At 63.5% G+C, this 20,607-nt stretch carries 20 protein-coding genes; 16 read left to right on the forward strand and 4 right to left on the reverse strand.

Annotated features, from left to right (window positions below; all coding sequences use genetic code 11):
* The 3 genes from EOB80_RS07430 to EOB80_RS07440 form a co-directional block, all read right to left on the reverse strand.
* Positions 1–1,109: FAD-binding oxidoreductase (locus EOB80_RS07430; RefSeq protein WP_245466284.1), on the reverse strand; the 1,109-nt coding region annotated here is incomplete at its 3' end.
* A gap of 239 nt (positions 1,110–1,348) precedes the next feature.
* The gene (locus EOB80_RS07435) at positions 1,349–2,281 is read right to left on the reverse strand and encodes a dimethylarginine dimethylaminohydrolase family protein (RefSeq protein WP_127267591.1); all 933 of its coding nucleotides are present in this window, start codon (positions 2,279–2,281) and stop codon (positions 1,349–1,351) included.
* Complete coding sequence (locus tag EOB80_RS07440; protein ID WP_127327195.1) at positions 2,268–3,896, reverse strand: amidohydrolase; 1,629 nt, start codon at positions 3,894–3,896, stop codon at positions 2,268–2,270. Before EOB80_RS07440 ends, EOB80_RS07435 begins: the two co-directional genes overlap by 14 nt.
* Positions 3,897–3,980: 84 nt before the next feature.
* On the opposite strand from EOB80_RS07440, the gene EOB80_RS07445 reads away from it, so the two are divergent.
* The 5 genes from EOB80_RS07445 (at position 3,981) to EOB80_RS07465 (ending at position 8,936) form a co-directional block, all read left to right on the forward strand.
* Positions 3,981–4,877, forward strand: a complete 897-nt coding sequence (locus EOB80_RS07445; RefSeq protein WP_013532647.1) for a LysR substrate-binding domain-containing protein — start codon at positions 3,981–3,983, stop codon at positions 4,875–4,877.
* A gap of 119 nt (positions 4,878–4,996) precedes the next feature.
* Positions 4,997–6,091: an ABC transporter ATP-binding protein gene (locus EOB80_RS07450; RefSeq protein WP_127327196.1), complete on the forward strand. Its 1,095-nt coding sequence runs from the start codon at positions 4,997–4,999 to the stop codon at positions 6,089–6,091.
* 67 nt (positions 6,092–6,158) lie between these two features.
* Positions 6,159–7,274, forward strand: a complete 1,116-nt coding sequence (locus EOB80_RS07455) for an ABC transporter substrate-binding protein (protein ID WP_127327197.1) — start codon at positions 6,159–6,161, stop codon at positions 7,272–7,274.
* A 25-nt stretch (positions 7,275–7,299) separates the two neighbouring features.
* A complete protein-coding gene (locus EOB80_RS07460; protein WP_127267594.1) occupies positions 7,300–8,133 on the forward strand; it encodes an ABC transporter permease in 834 nt (277 codons plus the stop codon).
* Positions 8,133–8,936, forward strand: a complete 804-nt coding sequence (locus EOB80_RS07465) for an ABC transporter permease (RefSeq protein WP_127320958.1) — start codon at positions 8,133–8,135, stop codon at positions 8,934–8,936. The genes EOB80_RS07460 and EOB80_RS07465 overlap by 1 nt, the downstream gene beginning before the upstream one ends.
* On the opposite strand, the gene EOB80_RS07470 is transcribed toward EOB80_RS07465, so the two are convergent.
* Positions 8,933–9,721, reverse strand: a complete 789-nt coding sequence (locus EOB80_RS07470) for a fumarylacetoacetate hydrolase family protein (protein WP_127327198.1) — start codon at positions 9,719–9,721, stop codon at positions 8,933–8,935. The genes EOB80_RS07465 and EOB80_RS07470 overlap by 4 nt on opposite strands.
* 268 nt (positions 9,722–9,989) lie before the next feature.
* Here EOB80_RS07470 and EOB80_RS07475 point away from each other — a divergent pair, with 268 nt between their 5' ends.
* The 11 genes from EOB80_RS07475 (at position 9,990) to EOB80_RS07525 (ending at position 20,601) form a co-directional block, all read left to right on the forward strand.
* Positions 9,990–10,397 (forward strand): DUF3168 domain-containing protein, encoded by a 408-nt coding sequence (locus EOB80_RS07475; protein WP_127327199.1) that lies wholly within the window; start codon positions 9,990–9,992, stop codon positions 10,395–10,397.
* A gap of 176 nt (positions 10,398–10,573) precedes the next feature.
* Positions 10,574–10,876: a hypothetical protein gene (locus tag EOB80_RS07480; protein ID WP_127269164.1), complete on the forward strand. Its 303-nt coding sequence runs from the start codon at positions 10,574–10,576 to the stop codon at positions 10,874–10,876.
* A gap of 136 nt (positions 10,877–11,012) precedes the next feature.
* On the forward strand, positions 11,013–11,678 hold the full coding sequence (locus EOB80_RS07485; RefSeq protein ID WP_023812809.1) for a response regulator transcription factor: 666 nt from the start codon (positions 11,013–11,015) through the stop codon (positions 11,676–11,678).
* The gene (locus EOB80_RS07490) at positions 11,662–13,095 is read left to right on the forward strand and encodes an ATP-binding protein (protein ID WP_127327200.1); all 1,434 of its coding nucleotides are present in this window, start codon (positions 11,662–11,664) and stop codon (positions 13,093–13,095) included. Before EOB80_RS07485 ends, EOB80_RS07490 begins: the two co-directional genes overlap by 17 nt.
* A gap of 185 nt (positions 13,096–13,280) precedes the next feature.
* Positions 13,281–13,718, forward strand: a complete 438-nt coding sequence (locus EOB80_RS07495) for a hypothetical protein (RefSeq protein ID WP_127321622.1) — start codon at positions 13,281–13,283, stop codon at positions 13,716–13,718.
* A gap of 93 nt (positions 13,719–13,811) precedes the next feature.
* The gene (ccmI, locus tag EOB80_RS07500) at positions 13,812–14,951 is read left to right on the forward strand and encodes a c-type cytochrome biogenesis protein CcmI (RefSeq protein ID WP_127321623.1); all 1,140 of its coding nucleotides are present in this window, start codon (positions 13,812–13,814) and stop codon (positions 14,949–14,951) included.
* Between the two features lie 8 nt (positions 14,952–14,959).
* Complete coding sequence (gene ccmE / locus EOB80_RS07505; protein WP_127321624.1) at positions 14,960–15,403, forward strand: cytochrome c maturation protein CcmE; 444 nt, start codon at positions 14,960–14,962, stop codon at positions 15,401–15,403.
* 32 nt (positions 15,404–15,435) lie between these two features.
* A complete protein-coding gene (locus EOB80_RS07510) occupies positions 15,436–17,427 on the forward strand; it encodes a heme lyase CcmF/NrfE family subunit (protein WP_127270960.1) in 1,992 nt (663 codons plus the stop codon).
* Positions 17,424–17,891, forward strand: coding sequence for a cytochrome c-type biogenesis protein (locus tag EOB80_RS07515; protein ID WP_127327201.1), 468 nt, complete (start codon positions 17,424–17,426; stop codon positions 17,889–17,891). Before EOB80_RS07510 ends, EOB80_RS07515 begins: the two co-directional genes overlap by 4 nt.
* 130 nt (positions 17,892–18,021) lie before the next feature.
* Positions 18,022–19,575 (forward strand): Do family serine endopeptidase, encoded by a 1,554-nt coding sequence (locus tag EOB80_RS07520; RefSeq protein ID WP_127327202.1) that lies wholly within the window; start codon positions 18,022–18,024, stop codon positions 19,573–19,575.
* A 351-nt stretch (positions 19,576–19,926) separates the two neighbouring features.
* Positions 19,927–20,601: a response regulator transcription factor gene (locus EOB80_RS07525; protein ID WP_023812818.1), complete on the forward strand. Its 675-nt coding sequence runs from the start codon at positions 19,927–19,929 to the stop codon at positions 20,599–20,601.
* The last annotated feature ends 6 nt before the right edge of the window (positions 20,602–20,607 follow it).

Genomic DNA, 20,607 nt, shown 5'->3' on the forward strand with positions numbered 1-20,607 from the left:
ACATGGCCGATAAATATCTCGCATTCGGGTCCCGGCAGCTTGGCTATTGCCCCCCTGACGACCGCAGCCGCCTCCTCGGAAAACTCGGTGAAGTCATGGCTCTTCCAGTAGTTGCGGGCGCCGGGCGTGAGCAGTGGGTCGAATGCCTGCTGCCAGCCGGTGAACGGGCTGGGGCCCACGACATCGGCAATCGGCGTGCCGATGGCTCGAAGTTTCTGCGTCGCCTTTTCGCCCGTCTCAATATCGCCGCAATAGCACATGGCCAGAACCAGAACCTCCTTGCCATGCCATTCCGCGGGCAGGAAGGGCAGCGGCGGCGCCTGCCGCATGACTACCCAGCAGGTCAACTCGTCAGGAGCGGTTTCGAGCGCCTTGCGATACTCCCGCAGCACCTTTTCGGCATCGGCGAAGGGATGGACGACAAGCCCTGCCAGCACTTGCGGTCCAAACTCATGGAGATGGAACTCGAATGCCGTGACGACGCCGAAATTGCCGCCGCCGCCGCGCAGCGCCCAGAATAAATCGGGATTTTCAGTCTTGCTGGCCCGGAGCAATTTGCCGTCGGCGGTGACCACATCGACGGAGGCAAGATTGTCGATGGTCAGGCCGAATTTGCGGGTGATCCAGCCGAAGCCGCCACCCAGCGTCAGGCCGGATATGCCGGTGGTCGAGTTGATTCCGGTCGGCACCACCAGCCCGAAGGCCTGCGTTTCCTTGTCGACATCGGCAAGCGTCGCGCCAGGCCCGACCCATGCCCGCCGCGCCGCGACATCGACCCGCACCGACTTCATCAACGACAGATCAATCATCAGGCCACCATCGCAGACCGCACTTCCGGCAATGTTGTGGCCGCCGCCGCGCACGGAGACGAGAAGCCTGTTCTCCCTGGCGAAATTCACGGCACTGATGACATCGGAAGCGCCGACGCAGCACACGATCAGCCCGGGCAGCCGGTCGACCGTGGCATTCCAGACGGTCCGTGCTTCGTCGTACGCGGCATCGCCTTCGCTCAGCATTTTGCCGCGCAATTGTGCCGAAAACGCTTCCAGGGCTGCGGCGTCGATTGTCGTTTTTCCGCGTTCAAGCGTGGTGAGGCTCATGGTGTTCATGGTTTCCTCCCGATTTGCAGATGAGCTGTCCTCTCCCAAAAGACGTTTTTACTGTGCGCTTATATTAGCTATCGCGCAAGTTTCGCGTCGGCCAGCGTTGCGACTCGCCAGCGGAGCACATGCTGCCGCCAGCCGGCGATCTCAGCCGTTTTGCGCGCGCGACCTTGCACCCTCGGCTGCCTGGATGCCGATCATGCTGATGCGAATGTGAGCGAAGCAGCGTAGCGCTATCCCACTCCTCAGGCCGGTTCGCGCTTCAGCGCCTGCGCCATGCAGTGGATGCCGCCGCCGGTCTTCGAGATCTCGCTCATGTCGACGGCCGCGACCTCGAAGCCGCGCGCCTTGAGCTGGCCGATCAGTGCCTGGCTGGAGGTCGGCGCGATCACCCGGTCCCTGCCCAGCGACATGAAGTTGCAGCCCAGCGCCATCGTATCCTGGAACGGCACGTCGATGATCTCGTGGCCCTTGCCCTTCAACCAGTCGACAATGCCGGGTTCGGTGCAGGCGAGGCAGACAGCGGTCAGTTTTTCGGCGATCGGCACCACCATCAGGTCGATATGAACATAATACTCGTCGATGAAGGCGATGCGGGTTTCCCAACCCTCCTTGTCGAACCAGGCCTGTACCTGGCGCGCACCTTCCTCCTGCGTACGCGCGCCGCCGCAGCCGATCAGCACGACGCCGTCCTCGATGACGTTGAAGTCACCGCCCTCGAACGTGCCTGCGGTGACCATGTCGTAGATCGGGATGCCGAGCTTTTCGTAGGTGCGGATCGCGGCATAGTTCTCGCCGCGCCGCCACCAGTTGGCCATGGCGGTAATGAAGGCGCCGTAGGGCGTCATGACGCTGGAATCGCGGGAATAGACCTGCATCGGCAGCTCAGGCGTCGGCTCGTGCCAGTGGATGTTGACGCCGAAATGCTCGTAGGCGGCGACCAGGTCCTTGTGCTGGGCCTGGGCGATCTGGACGTTGCAGGGCGCCTCGCGCAGATGCTTTCGCGACAGCGAACTGGTCGACAGATGGCGCAGGAAATTGGGTGAGCCAAGCAGGACGTCGGTCAGCACGTCGGTCTCGTTGGCAAAACCCCAGGCGGTCAGCGGCTTGGTGCCGCCGGCGGGGTTGCGGCGCTGCAGCGAAAACGGCTCGGCGACAATGCGGTCATGAACGGTCATGGGATGCTCCTCGTGAGGTGGTTTGGGGTGTCTGATTGCTCGGTATCCACCAGTCGCGTCCACGCGGGGTGGTGACATATTCTGGCCATCGAAACCCGATCGGCGGGTCGTAGTCGCAAAGCGGCGCGATCCAGTTCGAACCGCCGATTCCGCCGCCGGTGCGGGCGACGAGTTCATTCATCGCTGCATCGCGGGCGGTCTGGTCTTCCAGCAGGCGGAGCGCCGCCAGCGCGACCGTCTTGGACGCGCAGATGACCATCGGGTCGATCGTCGCCGAAATGCCGCCCAGCGCATTCATCACCCATGCCGGATAGGGGTAGCCGGTCTCCGAACGCAGCGCCGGGCGGGCGACATAGAACCGCGCTGTCGGCGTATGCCAGCTCATGTCGGTGTAATCGTCGGAGGTCGAATTGACTTGCGAGGGCGCCAGATCGCGGCGCAGGATCGCTTCCGCCGCCTGCGGCTCGATCAAGCGCTCGAGTTCTTCGATGAACGGCTCGTCGCTCGCCATGCGCCCGGCATTGACCTGTATTTCGCGTGCGACGGCTTTGGCGTCTTCGTCCCAGCGCGGCGGCCCGACCGTCGACAGTGCTTCATAGGCGATCTCGGCCATGGCATGGTTGGCAAGTCCCGGCCGTGACTTCGACACCCAATGCCGCTCATGGCGGCAGCCGCTCATGCTGGCAGCGGCCTCGGCATTGCGGTCGAGCACCGCGGTGACCTGCTCGGCCATGGCAAGCGTCGGCACGCGGATCATGTACTGGATCTCGGCCAGCCCCGCCGGCAAATTGTCGGCGGTTGCTTGCCCCGCCGTCAGGATCGCTTCGCTGATCGACCAGCCGCCCTGGTGCGGCAGCATGGAATCGCGCAGAGCCTTGGAGGCCATGTACATCATCATCAATGCGTCGTTGGCGCCGGGGGCGCGCGCCGCCGAATGTGCTTGCGGAATGGGTGCAGCACCCGCAGCCAGCGCCCAGCGCTCCGGTTGGTCGCAGATGAAGCGATAGATCATCGCGTAGGCCGCGCCGCAATGCGTGTCCCAGCGCGCAGTGTTGCAGAGCGGCAGCATGTAGAACGGATGAAAGGAGATCATGCCGGCAAGGCCGTCATAATAGCCCTTGGCGGCATGGATCGGCTTTGACCCGCGCACCTTTTCCGCCGGCTCGCCGGTGAAGCGCAGCGTGCCTGATATGCCGTGGCGCTGCATCGCCGCCTTGGTCGCCAGCAGCCCGCCGAGGCTCGAAATCCCGAGGCCGGAATGCGGGTCGGTGTGGCCGCCGGCCTGGTTGCCAAGTCCCCGGCGCGGACGCTCGACCGTAGCGGCATCCTGGCAATTGCCCGGCACCGCGTCGTATTCGGCGTACATGCCGATGGTCGGGCCGGGGCCGTTGGTCCAATGCGCGCAGAAGGCGGTCGGCATGCCGGCGGAGCCTTCTTCGACGGAAAAGCCTTCGAGTTTCAGCCGCTCGACATACCAGGCGGCTGATTGATACTCCCGCCACGCGGTCTCGCCGTAATCGAAGATGGTGCGTGTCCACGCGGACAACAACGGCTGGATGCCGTCGAGACAGGCAAGGGCGGTTGCTTGCGCCGAGGTGGCCACCGGTTTCTCCATGGCAAGAGAAGAAAGCAGTGAAGCGGGTCGCTAAAAAGTGATATGTTTTCCCGGTTCGTGCAAATTCGGTTCACCTGAGGTTCCTTGCGTATACCATCGACACAAGCGCTGCGCGCGCTCGACAGCTTCGCCCGGCACGGCAGCGTCTGGCGCGCCGCCGACGAGTTGCACCTGACCCGCAGCGCTGTTAGCCATCAGCTTCGCCTGCTGGAGCGCGACCTCGGCTTCGACCTGCTCGAACGCATCGGCAAGGGCGTGGCGTTGACGCCGCGCGGCCAGCGCTACGCCAGCGATGTGCGCAAAGCGCTCACCGTTCTGGGCGACGCGGTGACGCGCGATGCCGGCACCGGCGTCGGCGGCTCGTTCGCCGTCAGTTGCACGCCCGGCTTCGCCTCGCTGTTCTTGTGCACCCATATCGGCGAGTTCCGGCAGATGTATCCTGACGTGGCGCTGCGCATCCTGACGCCGCGCCGGCTCGACGATGTCAGCAATGCCGATGCCGATGCCTTCATTGCATTTGGTGTCGGCAATTGGCCGAACCGGGCGGTCGAGCCGCTCTGTGAAATCTCGTTCACGCCGCTCTGCAGCCCGACGCTGCTCAACAAGGTCGGCGGTTTCTCCCGGCCGTCGGACGTGCTGCGCGCCAACCTGCTGCATCTCGATGACACCGAGGATTGGGCGCGCTGGCTGGCGCTGTCCAAGGTGGAAAACCCCGACATTGAGGGCGGCATCTTCTTTTCGGACATGAACCTCGTCTTTTCGGCGGCGATTGCCGGCCAGGGCATCGCCATGGGCGACGAACTGACCAGCCGGCGGGCGCTGAGCGAGGGCCGGCTGGTCAGGCCGTTCGACATCGCGATCAAGTCGCCGCGCTCCTATTTCCTGGTCTCCGAACACGCCAAGGCTTCGCATCCGGTGCTGGAAGCGTTCGCAGGATGGCTGCGGTCGAAACTCCAGGAGAACCGCATTCTGCCGTATTGAGGGCAGGTGGCGACATCTCGCAATAGATGAATGAAATTTGCCGATCAGGCGAAAACTATTCGGTTGCGGTGAGCCGGCACCCTGCCTACGATTTCGACAAGCGTTAGGGAAAGGGCAGTATGCAGCAACCCGGCCGTGCCGCAGAGATCAAGGCAATCGGGATCGGCAAGAGCTTCGGCTCGTTCCGTGCGCTGGACAATCTGTCGCTCGATATCGGCCGTGGCGAGTTCCTGACCCTGCTCGGGCCGTCCGGTTCGGGCAAGACCACCTTCCTGATGATCCTTGCCGGCTTCGTGCAGCCGACCGAGGGCAAGCTGCTTAGCGACGGCGTCGACATCACCGACCGGCCGGCCGAGCAACGCGCCGCCGGCATGGTCTTCCAGGGCTACGCGCTGTTCCCGCATATGAGCGTCGAAGCCAACATCGCCTTCCCACTCAAGGTGCGCAAGAAATCGGCCGCCGACATCAAGCGCCGTGTCGGCGAGATGATCGAGCGCGTCGGCCTCAAGGGCCACGAGAAAAAACTGCCGGCGCAACTGTCGGGCGGCCAGCAGCAGCGCGTGGCGCTGGCCCGCGCGCTGGTGTTCGAACCGGGCGTGCTGTTGCTCGACGAACCGTTTTCCGCGCTCGACAAGGGCCTGCGCGGCCAGATGCAGGCCGAGATGAAGCGGCTGCACCAGGAGACCGGCACCACCTTCGTCTTCGTCACCCACGACCAGAGCGAGGCACTGGCGCTGTCGTCGCGCGTTGCCATCTTCAACCACGGCAAATTGCTGCAGGTTGGAGCGCCCGACGAGGTCTACGACCGGCCGGACAACCGCTTCGTCGCCGAGTTCCTCGGCGAGATCAATATGCTGCCGCTGAAGGGGGTCAAGCCTGCCGGCAATGGCTCGACCGGCCTGTGCGAGGACCGCGCGGTCAGCATGGGCTGCAAGGCCGAACTCGTGCGCGGCGATGCCATCCTGGCGATCCGGCCCGAATACATGTCGATATCGAGCGAGGCGGCAGATGGTGAGAATGGGATCGCCGCTACCGCCACCAACTCCACCTATCTCGGCGCGGCAACGCGGCTCGACCTGACGACGCGGCAAGGCGCCAAGGTCACGGTCTCGGTGCCGAGCGAGGTGGCTGCCGCGGCGTTGAGCAAGGGCAACTCCGTCTGGCTCACCTGGCCGGCGGAAAAGGGTTTCCTCCTTCCGCATGGAGGGCAATGACGAACGGTGTGGTGAGATATCGCAGCACCGATTCCGGCACTATCAACAACAAGAAAGGGGAACTGACATGACACATGATACCAAGAAACAAGCCATCGAGAGCCTGTCCGCCAGGGCAGGCCGCGGTGAGATCTCGCGCCGGCAGTTCACGCAGCTGGCGGCACTCGTGCTGGCCGGCACGCCGATGCTGCTGCGCTCGACAGGTGCCTTTGCGCAGGCCAAGGAACTTGTGCTGGTCAACTGGGGTGGCGATGCCATCACCGCCTACGATGCCGCCTATGGCCAGGCCTTCACCAAGGACACCGGCATCACCGTCAAGATGGACGGTTCGGGTCCGACCGAAGGTGCCATCGCCGCGCAATTCAAGAGCGGCGCGCCGACCTGGGATCTCGTCGATGTCGATCCGTTCTCGGCCATCACGCTCGGCGCCCAGGGGGCTCTCGAGCCGATCGATTACAACATCGTCGACAAGAAGAAGATGCGGCCCGGCTTTGGTTGGGAATACGCCGCCTCGACCTATTTCTTCTCCTATGTCATCGCCTATGATTCCGAGAAGTACGGCAAGGACGCGCCGACCGGCATGGCCGATTTCTTTGATGTGAAGAAATTCCCCGGCAAGCGCTCGCTCTACAAATGGGGCGTGTCGAGCTGGGAAGCGGCGCTGCTCGCCGACGGTATCGCGCCTGCGTCGCTCTACCCGCTCGACCTCAAGCGCGCCCATGACAAGATCGCCGCCTTCAAGGAAAACGTCGTTGCCTATTGGGGTGGCGGCGCCGAAAGCCAGAGTGTGCTGCTCAATGGCGAGGCCTCGATGGCGATCGTCTGGTCGACCCGCGCTTCACTGATCGAGCAGGATAGCGGCGGCAAGATCAAGTTCATCTGGGACCAGGGCCTGATCTCGCCCGGTGCGCTCGCCGTGCTCAAGGGCAATCCCGGCGGCAAGGACGCTGCGATGAAGTTCATCGCCAGTGCCCAGGACGCTGAAAAGCAGCTGGTCATGTTCGACAAGCTCGGCCAGGGCCCCGCCAACCCGGCGGCAGACGCGCTGATCCCGGCCGACAAGAAGCGCATCAACCCGGTCGATCCCGAGAACATGAAGAAGCAGATCGCGCTCGACATGGACTGGTACGCCAAGAACTACGGGCCGGCGCTCGACGAATACACCAAGATCATCTCGGCCTGATCAGGGCAGGGGTAATCGGGTCGAAATGAGATCCTATCTCTCCGACAGGATGGGCGCGGCGCTGTTGATGGCGCCGCTGCTCCTGTTTCTTGTCCTGGCCTATGCCTGGCCGTTCCTCGGCGTCGTCAAATGGAGCTTCACGCTGCCGACGCCCGGCCTCGGCCAGTATGAGGCGCTGCTTACCGACGATCTCGTGCAGTCGGTGTTCATCCGCACGCTGCGCATCGCGGCGGTCGTCACCGTGGTTTCGGTGGCCGCTGCCTACGCCATCACCGTCGTCTGGGTGCGTGGAACCCCGGCACAGCGCCTGGTCGCCGAGTTCTGCATTCTCGTTCCCTTCTGGATTTCCGTGCTGACCCGTGCCTTCGGTTGGGTGGCGCTGCTCTCCAATCGCGGCCTGATCAACAGCTGGCTGCAGGCGATCGGCTTCATTTCCGAACCGTTGGCGCTGGTGCGCAACGAATTCGGCGTCATCGTCGGCATGACGCATTTTCTCATTCCTTTCGCCGTCTTCCCGCTGGCATCGGCTATGCGCAGCCTCGACGACCGCGTGCTCCTGGCCGCGCGCGGGCTCGGCTCCAGCCGCATGCGCACCTTCTGGACAGTGTTCGTGCCGATGACGCGCTCCGGCATCATCGGCGCGGCGATGATCGTGTTCGTCTTCTCGCTCGGCTTCTTCGTCACGCCGGCGATCCTCGGTGGCGGCCGCAGCGTCATGATCGCCGAGCTGATCTATCTCAGGATCTTCCAGAGCCCGGACTGGGGCCTGGGGGCGGCGATCAGCGTCGTGCTGGTGCTGTTCGTCGGCGCGCTGATGGCGCTTTTGTTCCGATATGTCAGACCGAAGCAGTTGATCTGATGCCGACCTACCGCCCCGGTCCCGTCTCGCTGATCATCGCCGCCCTCGTGGCGCTGTTCCTGCTGATGCCGCTGCTCGCCGTCATCCCGGTGTCGCTGACGCCGAGCCGCATGCTGGCGATGCCGTCGGGCGAACTGTCGCTGCGCCACTACCGGGCGCTGGTCGAGGACCCGCGCTGGCTCCAATCAATCCTGCTCTCGATCCGCATCGGTGTCGTCAGCAGTGCCTTTTCCACCGTGCTCGCGCTGTGCTTCAGCCTCGGCGTCTGGATGTTCCAGCCGCGCTTCACCGCGGCCCTGGTCGGTTTCGTGCTGCTGCCGATGGTGGTGCCGCCGGTGGTCTCGGCGATCACGCTCTACTTCCTGCTGACCTCGATGTCGGGCTTCAGCACGTTCTTCGGCTATGACACATGGCTCGGCGTCGCCATGGCGCATTCGGTGATGACGGTGCCCTTCGCCACCGTGCTGATGCTGGTCTCGCTCAGCCAGCTCGACCGGCGCATCGACCTTGCCGCGCGGGGCTTAGGGGCCACTGTGTGGGAGCGCGCCACCCGCATCATCATGCCCAACATCAAGTTCGGCATCATCACAGCGGCACTGCTCTCCTTCGTGCTGTCGTGGGAAGAAATCGGCGTCACCCTGTTCATCACCTCGGTCAACGCCATCACCCTGCCGAGGCTGATGTGGATGGGCCTGCGCGACAACATCGACCCGGCGATCGCCGCGCTCTCGGTGATCCTGATCATCATCACCGTGCTGGTGCTGGCGGTGCGCAGTTTCGTGGCCAGGCAGCGCGGAGCCTAGACAAACCGCACCGAGACGCGGCCAAACCGGCCGAGATCGCCGGTGACTTCGTCGCCTGCCTCGACGCTTATCGGCGTCACACAGGTGCCTGTAATCACCACCTGTCCCGGTTGGAGCGCTATGCCCAGGCCCGACAGCTCGTTGACGAGCCAGGTGAGCGCGATGCGAGGATCGCCCAACACGGCCGCTCCCGATCCGTTGTGCTGCGACTTTCCGGAAACGAAAGCGACCACGGGGTGCTTTGCAAGGTCCACGCCGCGCCAGTCGTCTTCCGCCGCCTCGCCGATGACAAACAGATTGGCGCAGGCATTGTCCGCAATGAGCTGCGGCGCCCCGACGGCGCAGAAATCGTCATAGCGTGAGTCCGGAATTTCGATCGCCGGGTGCAAGGTCGCCACGGCTTTCATCACTTCGGCGATTTCATAGGGTGCCGGACGAGGCGGCAGTTCGCGGCCGAATCGGAAAGCGAACTCGATCTCGGCCACGCGCATCTTGCTCGTCGCCAGGGAAACGGTCCCGCCGACCTCCACCGCTTTTTCGGCCAGGAGATGTCCGGCCATCGGGCCGTCGACATTGATGTGCCTTTGTCCGGCCAGACTGGTCGCGGCAATCTTCCAGCCGAAAAGCGAGGCCGCCGAGCGATCCAGGACATGCGACTGGATGGCGTAACCTTCGAGCCGTGTTTGTGGGCGCAACGCCTCAGGTATGGCGCCGAGACGGGTGCCCTTGTCCCAGTGGCCTACCAACAACCGCGAGGCAGCCCTGGTCTTTTCTGCATCGAGCATCATCAGCTTCCGAAATTGCTTCGTGGATCGTCATGCGACCCTGTAGCGAGAATATGTAACCAGGAATCGAGAGTCCATGTTCGCGGCGCGGTGCCCGCGGACGATGGTGTTGGCAAAGTCGCCCTTTCGAGATCATCGGCATCCATCATTCCGATGACGAATCGCCATCGCCTCCGCGCGTCGAATGGCTATATCTGTCAGAACACGCAGAACGCGGACAGCTTCCGAAAAGCAATAATCGGCAGCGCAGGAACTGGAGGAAAAGACGATGACCGCGCCAGGCGATTTACAGCAGGCACTGTTTCTCAGGCTGAAAAGCGATGCATCGCTGTCGGCCTTGCTGGGCGGCGCCGGACTGCTCGAACGGCCAGCCGAGAATGCCGCTTTTCCGTACGTGACCTGCGGCCAGACCTCCGCTTTTGACTGGGATACGGGCACCGAGAACACCGACGATCAGTTGATTACGCTGCATGTCTGGTCGAAAGCCCATGGCGACGCCGAAACGCTTGCCATCATGGCCGCCATCCAGGCGCGCCTTGCCGACGCAGCACTGGTGATTGGCCCTCGCGGCCAGACACGACTGTCGCTGGAATTTGCCGAAGCCCGCCATGACGAGGATCTGCTCGTCCATCACGGGCTGCTGCGTTTTCGCGCGATAACGCAGGAAAATGCCTGATGCGCTTTCAATATGGTCAAAACCGAGTCTAGACTGGACTTTCGCGGGATTTCACCTGTTCGAGGCGGTGAAATTCCAGGTTGATTGTCTCGCGTTGCAGGGGGTGTGGCGAGGATGTTTTCAGCGGCGTTCACCGTTCATTTCACGTTCAGCACCGATGCGTTACAACGCCGGTCATGAAAACGCTTCGCTCCCACTTCCGAATTGCGACACTGGCGCTTTGTGCTGCCGGGCTGTTCGCGTCGCGGGCGATGGCGATGCCGGTCATCGCGCCGCCCGACCTGGCCAGTCCGATCGTACTGGCGGCGTCCGATTGCTACGCCATCGGCCAGCAGGTGGCCGAGCAGAATGGCGGAACCCTGGCCAAGGCCTCGCAATCGACGCGCGGAGGTCAGCCTGTCTGTGTCATCGTCGTGCTCGTTCCAGGCAAGGACGGACAACGTCCGCGACGTTCCGAGATCGTCGTTCCGCTGAACTGACCCAATCAACCTAGGCTACGTTTCCCAGGCCGCCGGAATCGGCCTATATCTGCCCCAGTCTTCAATCTGACAAAGCTCTTCAATCTGACCAAGCCCTTCAATCTGACAAAGCTCTTCAACAGGTATCGAACTCCGCATGCGTGTACTCGTCGTCGAAGATGACAAGGATCTCAATCGGCAGATATCGGATGCGCTGGTCGATGCCGGCTATGTCGTCGACCGCGCCTTCGACGGCGAGGAAGGCCATTTCCTTGGCGACACAGAGCCCTATGACGCGGTCGTGCTCGATATCGGCCTGCCGCAGATGGACGGCATAAGTGTGGTCGAGCGCTGGCGGCGCGGCGGCCGCAAGATGCCGGTGCTGATCCTGACGGCGCGCGACCGCTGGAGCGACAAGGTCTCCGGCATCGATGCCGGCGCCGATGACTACGTCACCAAGCCGTTCCACATCGAGGAGGTGCTGGCGAGGTTACGAGCCCTGATCCGGCGAGCAGCCGGCCATGCCTCGTCCGAACTGACCTGCGGGCCGCTGCGTCTCGACACCAAGGCCTCCAAGGCCGATGTCGACGGCGTGCCGCTGAAACTGACGTCGCACGAATTCCGCCTGCTCGCCTATCTGATGCACCATATGGGCGAAGTGGTCTCGCGGACCGAACTGGTCGAGCATCTCTACGATCAGGATTTCGACCGCGATTCCAACACCATCGAGGTGTTTGTCGGGCGGCTGCGCAAGAAGATGGGCATCGACATGATCGAAACCGTGCGCGGCATGGGCTACCGCATGCGTGAGCCGGAGGCGTAACTCGGAACCGCTCAAACCAACCGCAAGGACGCCGCTTTCGCTGCGTTTGTGGCCGCGTTCGCTGACGTTCCGCGTTATCGCCTTTTCCACGGTCTGGGCGATCGTGACGCTCGTTGTCATCTTCACCTTGATCACCACCCTATACCGCCAGGCCAGCGAGCGCGGCTTCGACAGCCTGCTTTCGGCGCATCTGTTCAACCTGATCGGTTCGATCGGCATCTCCGACAGCGGGGCGCTGACTGGCGCGCCAGACCTCGGCGACCTTCGGTTCTCGGAGCCGAATTCGGGCTGGTACTGGTCGGTCGAGCCCGCTTCGGAGGGCGTGCATGGCGATCTCCACTCGTCGTCGATGACCACGACGATCCCATCACCGAGCGTTGCCGAGGTGCCGTTCAATGCCAGTTTTCAGCGCAGCTACGCAGCCGAAGGCATCGACGGCGAACAACTCGAAGTTTTCGAGAGCGAATTCGTTCTCGACGCCAAGAACCGGGCCGCGCGTTTCCGCGTCATGGGCAACCAGAGCGAACTCGAACAGGAAATCGCTACCTTCCAGCGCCGCCTGCTGACCTATCTCAGCCTGTTCGGCGTCGGCATGATCGCCATCAACGCGATCGCCATCCTGCTCGGCCTGCAGCCGCTGCGCCGGGTCAGGAACGCGCTCGCCATGGTGCGCGAGGGCACCGCGCAGAGGCTCGACGGCCGCTTCCCGGCCGAGATCGAACCGCTTGCCAATGAAACCAATGCGTTGATCGAAAACAACAGGCGCATCGTCGAGCGGTCGCGAACACAGGTCGGCAATCTCGCCCATTCGCTGAAGACGCCGCTGGCGGTACTGCTCAACGAGGGCCGCGCGCTCGGCGGCGCCAAGGGGCAGCTGATCGCCGAACAGGCCGCTTCCATGCAGAAGCAGGTCGAACACTATCTCCAGCGCGCCCGCGTCGCGGCACAGCGCGACAGCGTCGTCTATCGCACGCCGGTGACGCCGCTGGTGCAGCGCATGGTGCGGGTTCTGCAGAAGCTCAATCCGCAGACAAATCTGTCGCTGTCGCTGCCGGCGGCCGAAATCGTCTTCGCCGGCGAGCGCGAGGATCTTGAGGAATTGCTGGGCAATCTCCTTGAAAACGCGATGAAATGGGCAAAGAGCGCGGTGCAGGTTTCGGTCGTGCCCTTGACCGGCAAGGACGACCCGGCCGGCCTGTTCGAGATCAGCATAGAGGATGACGGTCCGGGCATTCCCGAGGACAAGGCGCGCGAGGCGCTGAAGCGAGGACGGCGTCTGGACGAGACAAAGCCCGGAACAGGTCTGGGGCTGGCCATTGTCGCAGACCTCGTCAACGAGTATGGAGGCGTTCTGACGCTCGAGCGGTCCGGTATGGGCGGATTGAAGGCGGTGGTGCGATTGCGGAGCCTTCAGTGATGTTCACCAGGGCCAATCGACATAGAGGGACGGGAGATGTTATTGGCGGCATGTCGATTGGTCTCGCAGCTGCCAACGGCCAAATTTCCGACAAATATCAATACTATGGCCACGCCAACTTCTCCGATGACGCGGCCCCCGGCGCATCCATGGCAGGCTCCCACTCAAGAAAATCGGTTGTTGGCATGAAGATTCGCGTCGCTCTCGTTTCCGCATTGCTGGCCGTTTCCGGCTGCACCACCTTGAGCGGCAAGGGTCCAGCCATAGCAGTGGCACCGGCCTCGACACCTCCTTCCAGCGGCAAGGTGACCACGACGATCATTTCGGCGATGGGCGGCGGCCTCATCAGCGGGACGATCGGCAACGGCCTCAGCGAGACCGAGAAGCGCAGCGCGCTCGAGGCTGAATACAAGGCGCTGGAATATACGACCAGCGGCCAGAAGGTGACGTGGAAAGGCGCTCAGGCTTCGCGCTACGGCGAGGTGGTTCCGGCCCAGCCGTACCGCGTCGGTTCGCAGGACTGCCGCCAGTACACGCAGACGGTGTTTTCCGGCGGCGCCGGGCTCACGGCGCGCGGAACCGCTTGCCGCAACGCCGATGGCAGCTGGACGCCGCTGACCTGACGACCGTCTGCCGATGATTGGCGGCTGGCGTCGTCAAAGCGTCGCAGCATGCATCTGTTGGCACGGCAGAGCTCTGCCGGTATTGGAAGAACCATGCTGTTCTGGGTCATAGCCGCCATTCTCACGCTGGGTGCAAGCCTGGCGGTGCTGCTGCCGCTGGCCGCCAGCGCCAAGGGCGCGTCGTCGAGCGGCGAACATGATCTCGAAGTCTATCGGGACCAATTGTCCGAGCTTGACCGCGACGCCGCGCGTGGCTTGATCCAGCCGGCCGAAGCAGCCGAGGCCCGCGCCGAGATCGCTCGCCGCATCCTTCGCCTTGACAATGCGGGTACCGCCGGCGGCGCAAACCCTGGCCGAGCGTCGATCACGGCAAGGCTGGTGGCAACCGTAGCCGTGCTGGCGGTGCCGCTGGTCAGTTGGGGGCTCTATGTCCAGCTTGGCTCTCCTGACCTGCCGTCGCAACCGCTCAGCGAGCGGTTGGCCAAGAATCCCGCCGACAGTTCGGTCGACGAGCTGGTGGCGCGGGCCGAAGCCCATCTGGCCGCCAATCCCACCGACGGCAGGGGCTGGGACGTGCTCGCACCGGTCTATCTGCGCATGCAGCGCTTTTCCGACGCGGCGGGAGCCTATCGCAACGCCATTCGGCTCGATGGCGACAGCGCCGTTCGCCAGGCCGGTCTCGGCGAGGCGATCGCCAGCGCGGCAGGCGGCATTGTCTCGGCCGATGCCCAGGATGCTTTCGAGGCAGCCCTGAAGCTCGATCCGGCCAACGCGAAGGCGAGTTTCTACCTGGCCATGGCGTTGGCGCAGGAGGGGCGCGCCAAGGAAGCGACCACGGCATGGCAGGCGATGCTGGGCAGATTGCCGCCGGACTCGCCATGGCGCGGTGCGGTCGAGCAGGCGCTGGCCAAATCCGGAGGCTCCGACGTCGCCTCCAGCGGCGCCACCAACGGTCCCGATGCCGGCGATGTCGACGCCGCATCCTCGATGTCGCCGCAGGATCGGGAGGCCATGATCAATACGATGGTCGCCGGCCTCGACGACAAACTGCGGCAAAATCCGCGTGATCCGGAAGGATGGATGCGGCTCGTTCGTTCCTATGTCGTGCTCGGCAAAGCCGATCAGGCGCGTGAGGCGCTCGGTCGCGCCATCGCCGTCTTTGGAGCCGACAGTGAGCAGGCGAAGAAATTCACCGCCTTTGCCGCTTCGCTTGGCCTTGCGGCGACGGAGTAGAACAAGACATGACGCGCAAGCAGAAACGATTGTCGGTGATCGCGGGCGGGCTGGTCTTCCTGGGTGCCGCGACCGGGCTGACTTTTTACGCGCTTGGCCAGAAGGCCTCCTTTTTCTACATGCCGGCCGATCTCACCACCGCCAGTGTCCAGCCTGGCCAGCGCATCCGGTTGGGTGGATTGGTCGAAAAAGGCACGATCCAGCGCGGGCAGGGGGCCACGGTCGGCTTTTCGGTGACCGACACGCACAAATCGGTCAAGGTCACCTACACCGGCATCCTGCCCGACCTTTTCCGCGAAGAGCAGGGCGTCATCACCGAGGGTACTTTCGGCCCGGACGGGGTTTTTGTTGCCGATAGCGTGCTGGCCAAGCATGATGAGCGCTACATGCCCAAAGAGGTTGCGGACGGCCTCAAGGCCAAGGGCGTCTGGCAGGAGAACAAGAGTGAATAGCTCCGGCAGGAGAGCGACAATGGATCACGGGCATGGTTGAAACCGGACATTTCGCCCTCGTCCTGGCGTTTGCGCTTTCGCTGGTGCAGACGGTGGTGCCGCTGTTTGGCGCGCGCCTGAACAACCAGCGCCTCATGGCCGTCGGCGGTCCGGTCGCGGTGACCGGCTTTGCCTTGACGGCGCTGTCCTTCGCAGCGTTGGCGAGTGCCTATGCAAGCTCCGATTTCTCGGTGGCAAGCGTGTGGGAAAACTCGCATTCCTTGCAGCCGTTGATCTACAAGATCACCGGAACCTGGGGCAATCATGAAGGCTCGATGCTGCTTTGGGTGTTGATCCTGACCTTCTTCGGCGCGCTCGTCGCCGCTTTCGGCTCCAACCTACCGGCGACGCTGCGCGCCAATGTGCTTGCGGTGCAAGGCGCCATCGGCGCCGCCTTCTTCCTCTTCATCCTGGCGACGTCCAATCCGTTCATCCGGCTCAATCCGGCGCCGATCGAAGGCCGCGATCTCAACCCGATCCTGCAGGATCTCGGCCTCGCCATCCACCCACCGTTCCTCTATCTCGGCTATGTCGGCTTCTCGATCTGTTTTTCCTTCTCGGTCGCCGCCCTCATCGAAGGCCGCATCGACGCGTCCTGGGCGCGCTGGGTGCGGCCGTGGACGCTGGTCGCCTGGATGTTCCTGACCGGCGGCATCGCCATGGGATCGTACTGGGCCTACTATGAACTTGGCTGGGGCGGTTTCTGGTTCTGGGATCCGGTCGAGAACGCCTCCTTCATGCCGTGGCTGGCGGGTACAGCGCTGCTGCATTCGGCCATCGTCATGGAGAAGCGCTCGGCGCTGAAGATCTGGACGCTGCTGCTCGCCATCCTGACCTTCTCGCTGTCGCTGCTCGGCACCTTCCTCGTGCGTTCAGGCGTGCTGACCTCGGTGCACGCCTTTGCCACCGATCCGACGCGCGGCGTGTTTATCCTGTGCATACTGACGCTGTTTATCGGCGGCTCGCTGGCGCTGTTTGCGCTGCGCGCTTCCCGGCTGACGACCGGCGGCCTGTTCCAGCCGATTTCCCGAGAAGGGGCGCTGGTCCTCAACAATCTGTTCCTGACGACGGCGACGGCGACCGTCCTCGTCGGCACACTCTATCCGCTCGCCGTCGAAGCCTTTTCAGCCGACAAGATCTCGGTCGGCGCGCCGTTCTTCAATCTCACCTTCGGACCGCTGATGGTACCGTTGCTGCTCGTGGTTCCGTTCGGGCCGTTGCTGGCTTGGAAGCGCGGCGATGTCTTCGCCGTCGCGCAGCGCCTTATGGTGGCCTTTGCAGCGGCGCTGCTGGCGACGCTGGTCACCGCTTTGTTCATCGACGGCGCCTCGGTGTTCGCAGCCCTGGGCGTTGGCCTTGCCGTCTGGCTGATCCTTGGCGCGCTCACCGATCTCGCCGTCAAATCGGGGGTCGGCAATGTCGCCGCCGGGATCATGGTCAGGCGCTTGCTCGGCCTGCCGCGCTCGGTCTTCGGCACTGCCTTCGCTCACCTTGGCCTCGGCCTGACCACGCTCGGCATCGTCGGCACACTTTGCTTCGGCACCGAGAAGATCCTGTCGATGCATGCCGGTGAGACCGTCGAACTGTCCGGCCATACGCTGCGTTTCGTCGGGCTTTATCCGGCCCAGGGACCGAATTACAGCGAGGATCTCGGCCGCTTCGAACTGATCGGCGTCAGCGGCAGCCCTGTTGGCGAAATCAGCTCCGCCAAACGGTTTTATCCGGTTCGGCAGATGACGACGACGGAATCGGGCATCAGAACGATTGGTTTCTCGCAGCTCTACATCTCGCTCGGCGACGAGGGCAATGACGGTTCCGTCGTCGTGCGTTTGTGGTGGAAGCCGCTGGTGACGTTGATCTGGGGCGGCGGCCTGATGATGATGGCGGGCGCGGCGATGTCACTGATGGACCGGCGCCTGCGCGTCGGCGCGCCGTCGCGGCGGCGCAAGCAGGCGAGCGCGGTGCCATCCGCGACCCTGCCATGAACGCGCGGCTTTCTCTGACCTCCATTGTCCTGCTGCTGGCGCTGTTCTTTGCCGGCACGGCCTCGGCGGTGAAGCCTGACGAGGTGCTGCCTGATCCGACGCTGGAGGCGCGGGCGCGGGCGCTGTCGGAAGGCTTGCGCTGCATGGTCTGCCAGAACCAGTCGATCGACGAATCCGATGCCGACCTTGCCCGCGACCTGCGCGTCCTTGTGCGTCAGCGCCTCGTCGCCGGCGACACCGACCAGCAGGTCATGGACTACGTGGTTTCGCGATATGGCGAGTTCGTGCTGCTGAAGCCGCGATTCGATCTGCGCAATGCGTTGCTATGGGGCACGCCCGTCCTGCTGTTGCTGGTGGGAGGTGTTTTCATCGTGCTGACCGCGCGGTCGCGCCGCGTGCTGGCAACAAAATCCCTGTCCGCCGAAGAACAGGCATCGTTGGACGCCATATTGCGCCGCGACTGACGTCCGCCGTCACTCCCAAACATTACCAAAGTTTCATGTGTCGGAAATGGCGCTGTAATGTGTGCCGCTCTAATTCTCCTTTCCGAGGATGCCGACCAAGCAGCGTCCGTTGAAAGAGGATAAGAGATCCATGAATATTGCCCCCAATTCATATTCCGTCACCCGCAAGCGTCTCATGGCTGCCGTCGCATCTGTCGCCGTGGCCGGTGCGATCGGGGTTGGCGCGCTGACCAGCGGAACCAGCCCTGTTCTGGCCGATGCCGTACGCGTCGAGGCGCCGCAGGTGCCGGGCTTCGCGGATGTCGTCGAGCGCGTTTCTCCCGCCGTTGTCAGTGTCAAGGTCAAGGCCAAGATCAGCCCGGCCGCCGATGATGGCTCCGAGCCGTCCGACGACCAGGATGGCATGAACAACCTGCCCAACAATCCACAGCTGCGCCGCTTCTTCAAGGAATTCCGTGGCTTTGGTGACCAGGACGGCCAGGGTGGCGGCAACAGGCGCTTCAGCCACCGCGACCGCAACAACGATCAGCCGCGGCCGGTTGCCCAGGGCTCGGGCTTCTTCATCTCGGATGACGGCTATCTCGTCACCAACAATCACGTTGTTTCGGAAGGTTCGGCCTTCACCGTGGTGATGCATGACGGCAAGGAACTCGACGCCAAGCTGGTCGGCACCGACCCGCGCACCGATCTCGCCGTGCTCAAGGTCGACGGCGTCGGCAAGTTTACCTATGTCGACTTCGCCGATGACTCCAAGGTTCGCGTCGGCGACTGGGTGGTGGCCGTCGGCAATCCGTTCGGCCTTGGTGGAACCGTCACCGCCGGCATCGTCTCCGCCCGCGGCCGTGACATCGGCGCTGGCCCTTATGACGACTTCATCCAGATCGACGCATCGGTCAACCGCGGCAATTCTGGCGGTCCGACCTTCAACCTCAACGGCCAGGTCGTCGGCATCAACACCGCGATCTTCTCGCCATCCGGCGGCAGCGTCGGCATCGCCTTCGACATTCCCGCTTCGACCGCCAAGCAGGTCGTTCAGGACCTGATGAAGAGCGGTTCCGTGCAGCGCGGCTGGCTCGGTGTGGAAATCCAGCCGGTCACCTCCGACATCGCTGAGTCGCTTGGTTTGAAGTCCAACAACGGCGCACTGGTTTCCAGTGCCCAGGACGATGGTCCCGGCAAGAAGGCGGGCATCACGGCCGGTGACGTGATCACCCAGGTCGACGGCAAAGATGTCGCTTCGCCGAAGGAACTGGCCCGGCTGATCGGCGCCTATTCGCCTGGCAAGTCGGTCGACGTCACCGTGTGGCGCGACGGCAAGAGCCAGACGGTCAAGGTCGATCTCGGCAAACTGCCCTCGAGCGACAAGCAGGCCTCTGTCGACCAGCAGCAGCCCGCCGCCCCGGCCAAGCCCGACACGCTGGCCGATCTCGGCCTGACCGTTACCAAGTCTGAAAACGGCAAGGGACTGGTGGTGACCGATGTCGATCCCGACAGCGATGCCGCCGATCGCGGTATCCAGCCGGGCGACGTCATCACGTCGGTCAATTCGACCGAAGTGAACGGCACCGACGACGTCACCAAGGCGATGACCGATGCAGTCAAATCCGGCCGCAAGGCAGTGCTGATGCAGATCACCCGCGACGACACCAATCGTTTCGTCGCGCTGCCCGTCGCCAAGGGCTGAGGTCGGCCCCGGAGCGTTCTCTCGGCCTTTCCAGGTGGGTGAGGGCGTTCCGGCGGCAGGTTGGACTTTTCCAGTGCGGCAGTTTCAACACCCCCGAGCCGCCGTACGGGAAAGCATGGAGAAGCGTGCGTTAGTCAGTCATCGCGCCTTCCCCCGGCGGCAGCGGACTTCCCATCGTCCGCTGCCGCACACTTTCAAAAGCGCTACCGCGATCCGATGCAAATGACATCGCAAGCGAGCAGCTTTATCGCGTACGGCTTCGGGCAATCTTGATCGCGGTGCGCTTTGGCAAAGGCCACAATGCAGATGTCTGCCACTCAACCTTCCGGCGAAATCGCGTATAACAGCCCTATGAAGATTCTCGTCATAGAAGACGATCGCGAGGCTGCGGATTATTTGCAGAAAGCCTTTGCCGAGGCCGGTCACACTGCTCATGTCGCCGGTGACGGCGAAACCGGCTTTGCGCTCGCCGACGCGGGCGACTACGACGTGATGGTGATCGACCGGATGATGCCGCGTCGCGACGGCCTGTCGGTCATTGCCGGTCTCCGGTCCAGGGGCAACACAACGCCGGTGCTGATCCTGTCGGCGCTCGGCGAGGTCGATGATAGGGTCACGGGTCTACGCGCCGGCGGCGACGATTACCTGACAAAGCCCTATGCCTTCTCCGAGCTTCTCGCCCGCGTTGAGGTTCTGAACCGTCGCGCCAGCGCCAAGGAAGCCGAAACCGTCTACCGCGTCGGCGATCTCGAACTCGACAGGCTGTCGCATTCGGTCCGCCGTGCGTCACGCGAGATAACGCTGCAGCCGCGTGAATTCCGCTTGCTCGAATATCTGATGCGGCATGCCGGCCAGGTGGTGACGCGCACCATGCTGCTGGAAAATGTCTGGGACTACCATTTCGATCCGCAGACCAATGTCATTGACGTCCATGTCTCCCGGCTGCGCGGCAAGATCGAGAAGGGCTTCGACAAGCCCATCCTGCATACGGTTCGCGGCGCCGGCTATATGCTGAAGAGCGGCTAGCTGCGG

This window comes from Mesorhizobium sp. M7A.F.Ca.MR.245.00.0.0 (assembly GCF_003997415.1).
Taxonomy (GTDB): domain Bacteria; phylum Pseudomonadota; class Alphaproteobacteria; order Rhizobiales; family Rhizobiaceae; genus Mesorhizobium.

Excerpts from the sequence above, each read along its gene's own strand:
- EOB80_RS07510 (WP_127270960.1), top strand. The coding sequence starts at position 15,436 with ATGGTTGAAACCGGACATTTCGCCCTCGTCCTGGCGTTTGCGCTTTCG.
- EOB80_RS07485 (WP_023812809.1), top strand. The coding sequence starts at position 11,013 with ATGCGTGTACTCGTCGTCGAAGATGACAAGGATCTCAATCGGCAGATA.
- EOB80_RS07465 (WP_127320958.1), top strand. The coding sequence starts at position 8,133 with ATGCCGACCTACCGCCCCGGTCCCGTCTCGCTGATCATCGCCGCCCTC.
- ccmI (WP_127321623.1), top strand. The coding sequence starts at position 13,812 with ATGCTGTTCTGGGTCATAGCCGCCATTCTCACGCTGGGTGCAAGCCTG.
- EOB80_RS07475 (WP_127327199.1), top strand. The coding sequence starts at position 9,990 with ATGACCGCGCCAGGCGATTTACAGCAGGCACTGTTTCTCAGGCTGAAA.
- EOB80_RS07480 (WP_127269164.1), top strand. The coding sequence starts at position 10,574 with ATGAAAACGCTTCGCTCCCACTTCCGAATTGCGACACTGGCGCTTTGT.
- EOB80_RS07440 (WP_127327195.1), bottom strand. The coding sequence starts at position 3,896 with ATGGAGAAACCGGTGGCCACCTCGGCGCAAGCAACCGCCCTTGCCTGT.
- EOB80_RS07495 (WP_127321622.1), top strand. The coding sequence starts at position 13,281 with ATGAAGATTCGCGTCGCTCTCGTTTCCGCATTGCTGGCCGTTTCCGGC.
- EOB80_RS07455 (WP_127327197.1), top strand. The coding sequence starts at position 6,159 with ATGACACATGATACCAAGAAACAAGCCATCGAGAGCCTGTCCGCCAGG.
- EOB80_RS07450 (WP_127327196.1), top strand. The coding sequence starts at position 4,997 with ATGCAGCAACCCGGCCGTGCCGCAGAGATCAAGGCAATCGGGATCGGC.
- EOB80_RS07435 (WP_127267591.1), bottom strand. The coding sequence starts at position 2,281 with ATGACCGTTCATGACCGCATTGTCGCCGAGCCGTTTTCGCTGCAGCGC.
- EOB80_RS07525 (WP_023812818.1), top strand. The coding sequence starts at position 19,927 with ATGAAGATTCTCGTCATAGAAGACGATCGCGAGGCTGCGGATTATTTG.
- EOB80_RS07470 (WP_127327198.1), bottom strand. The coding sequence starts at position 9,721 with ATGCTCGATGCAGAAAAGACCAGGGCTGCCTCGCGGTTGTTGGTAGGC.
- ccmE (WP_127321624.1), top strand. The coding sequence starts at position 14,960 with ATGACGCGCAAGCAGAAACGATTGTCGGTGATCGCGGGCGGGCTGGTC.
- EOB80_RS07520 (WP_127327202.1), top strand. The coding sequence starts at position 18,022 with ATGAATATTGCCCCCAATTCATATTCCGTCACCCGCAAGCGTCTCATG.
- EOB80_RS07460 (WP_127267594.1), top strand. The coding sequence starts at position 7,300 with ATGAGATCCTATCTCTCCGACAGGATGGGCGCGGCGCTGTTGATGGCG.
- EOB80_RS07515 (WP_127327201.1), top strand. The coding sequence starts at position 17,424 with ATGAACGCGCGGCTTTCTCTGACCTCCATTGTCCTGCTGCTGGCGCTG.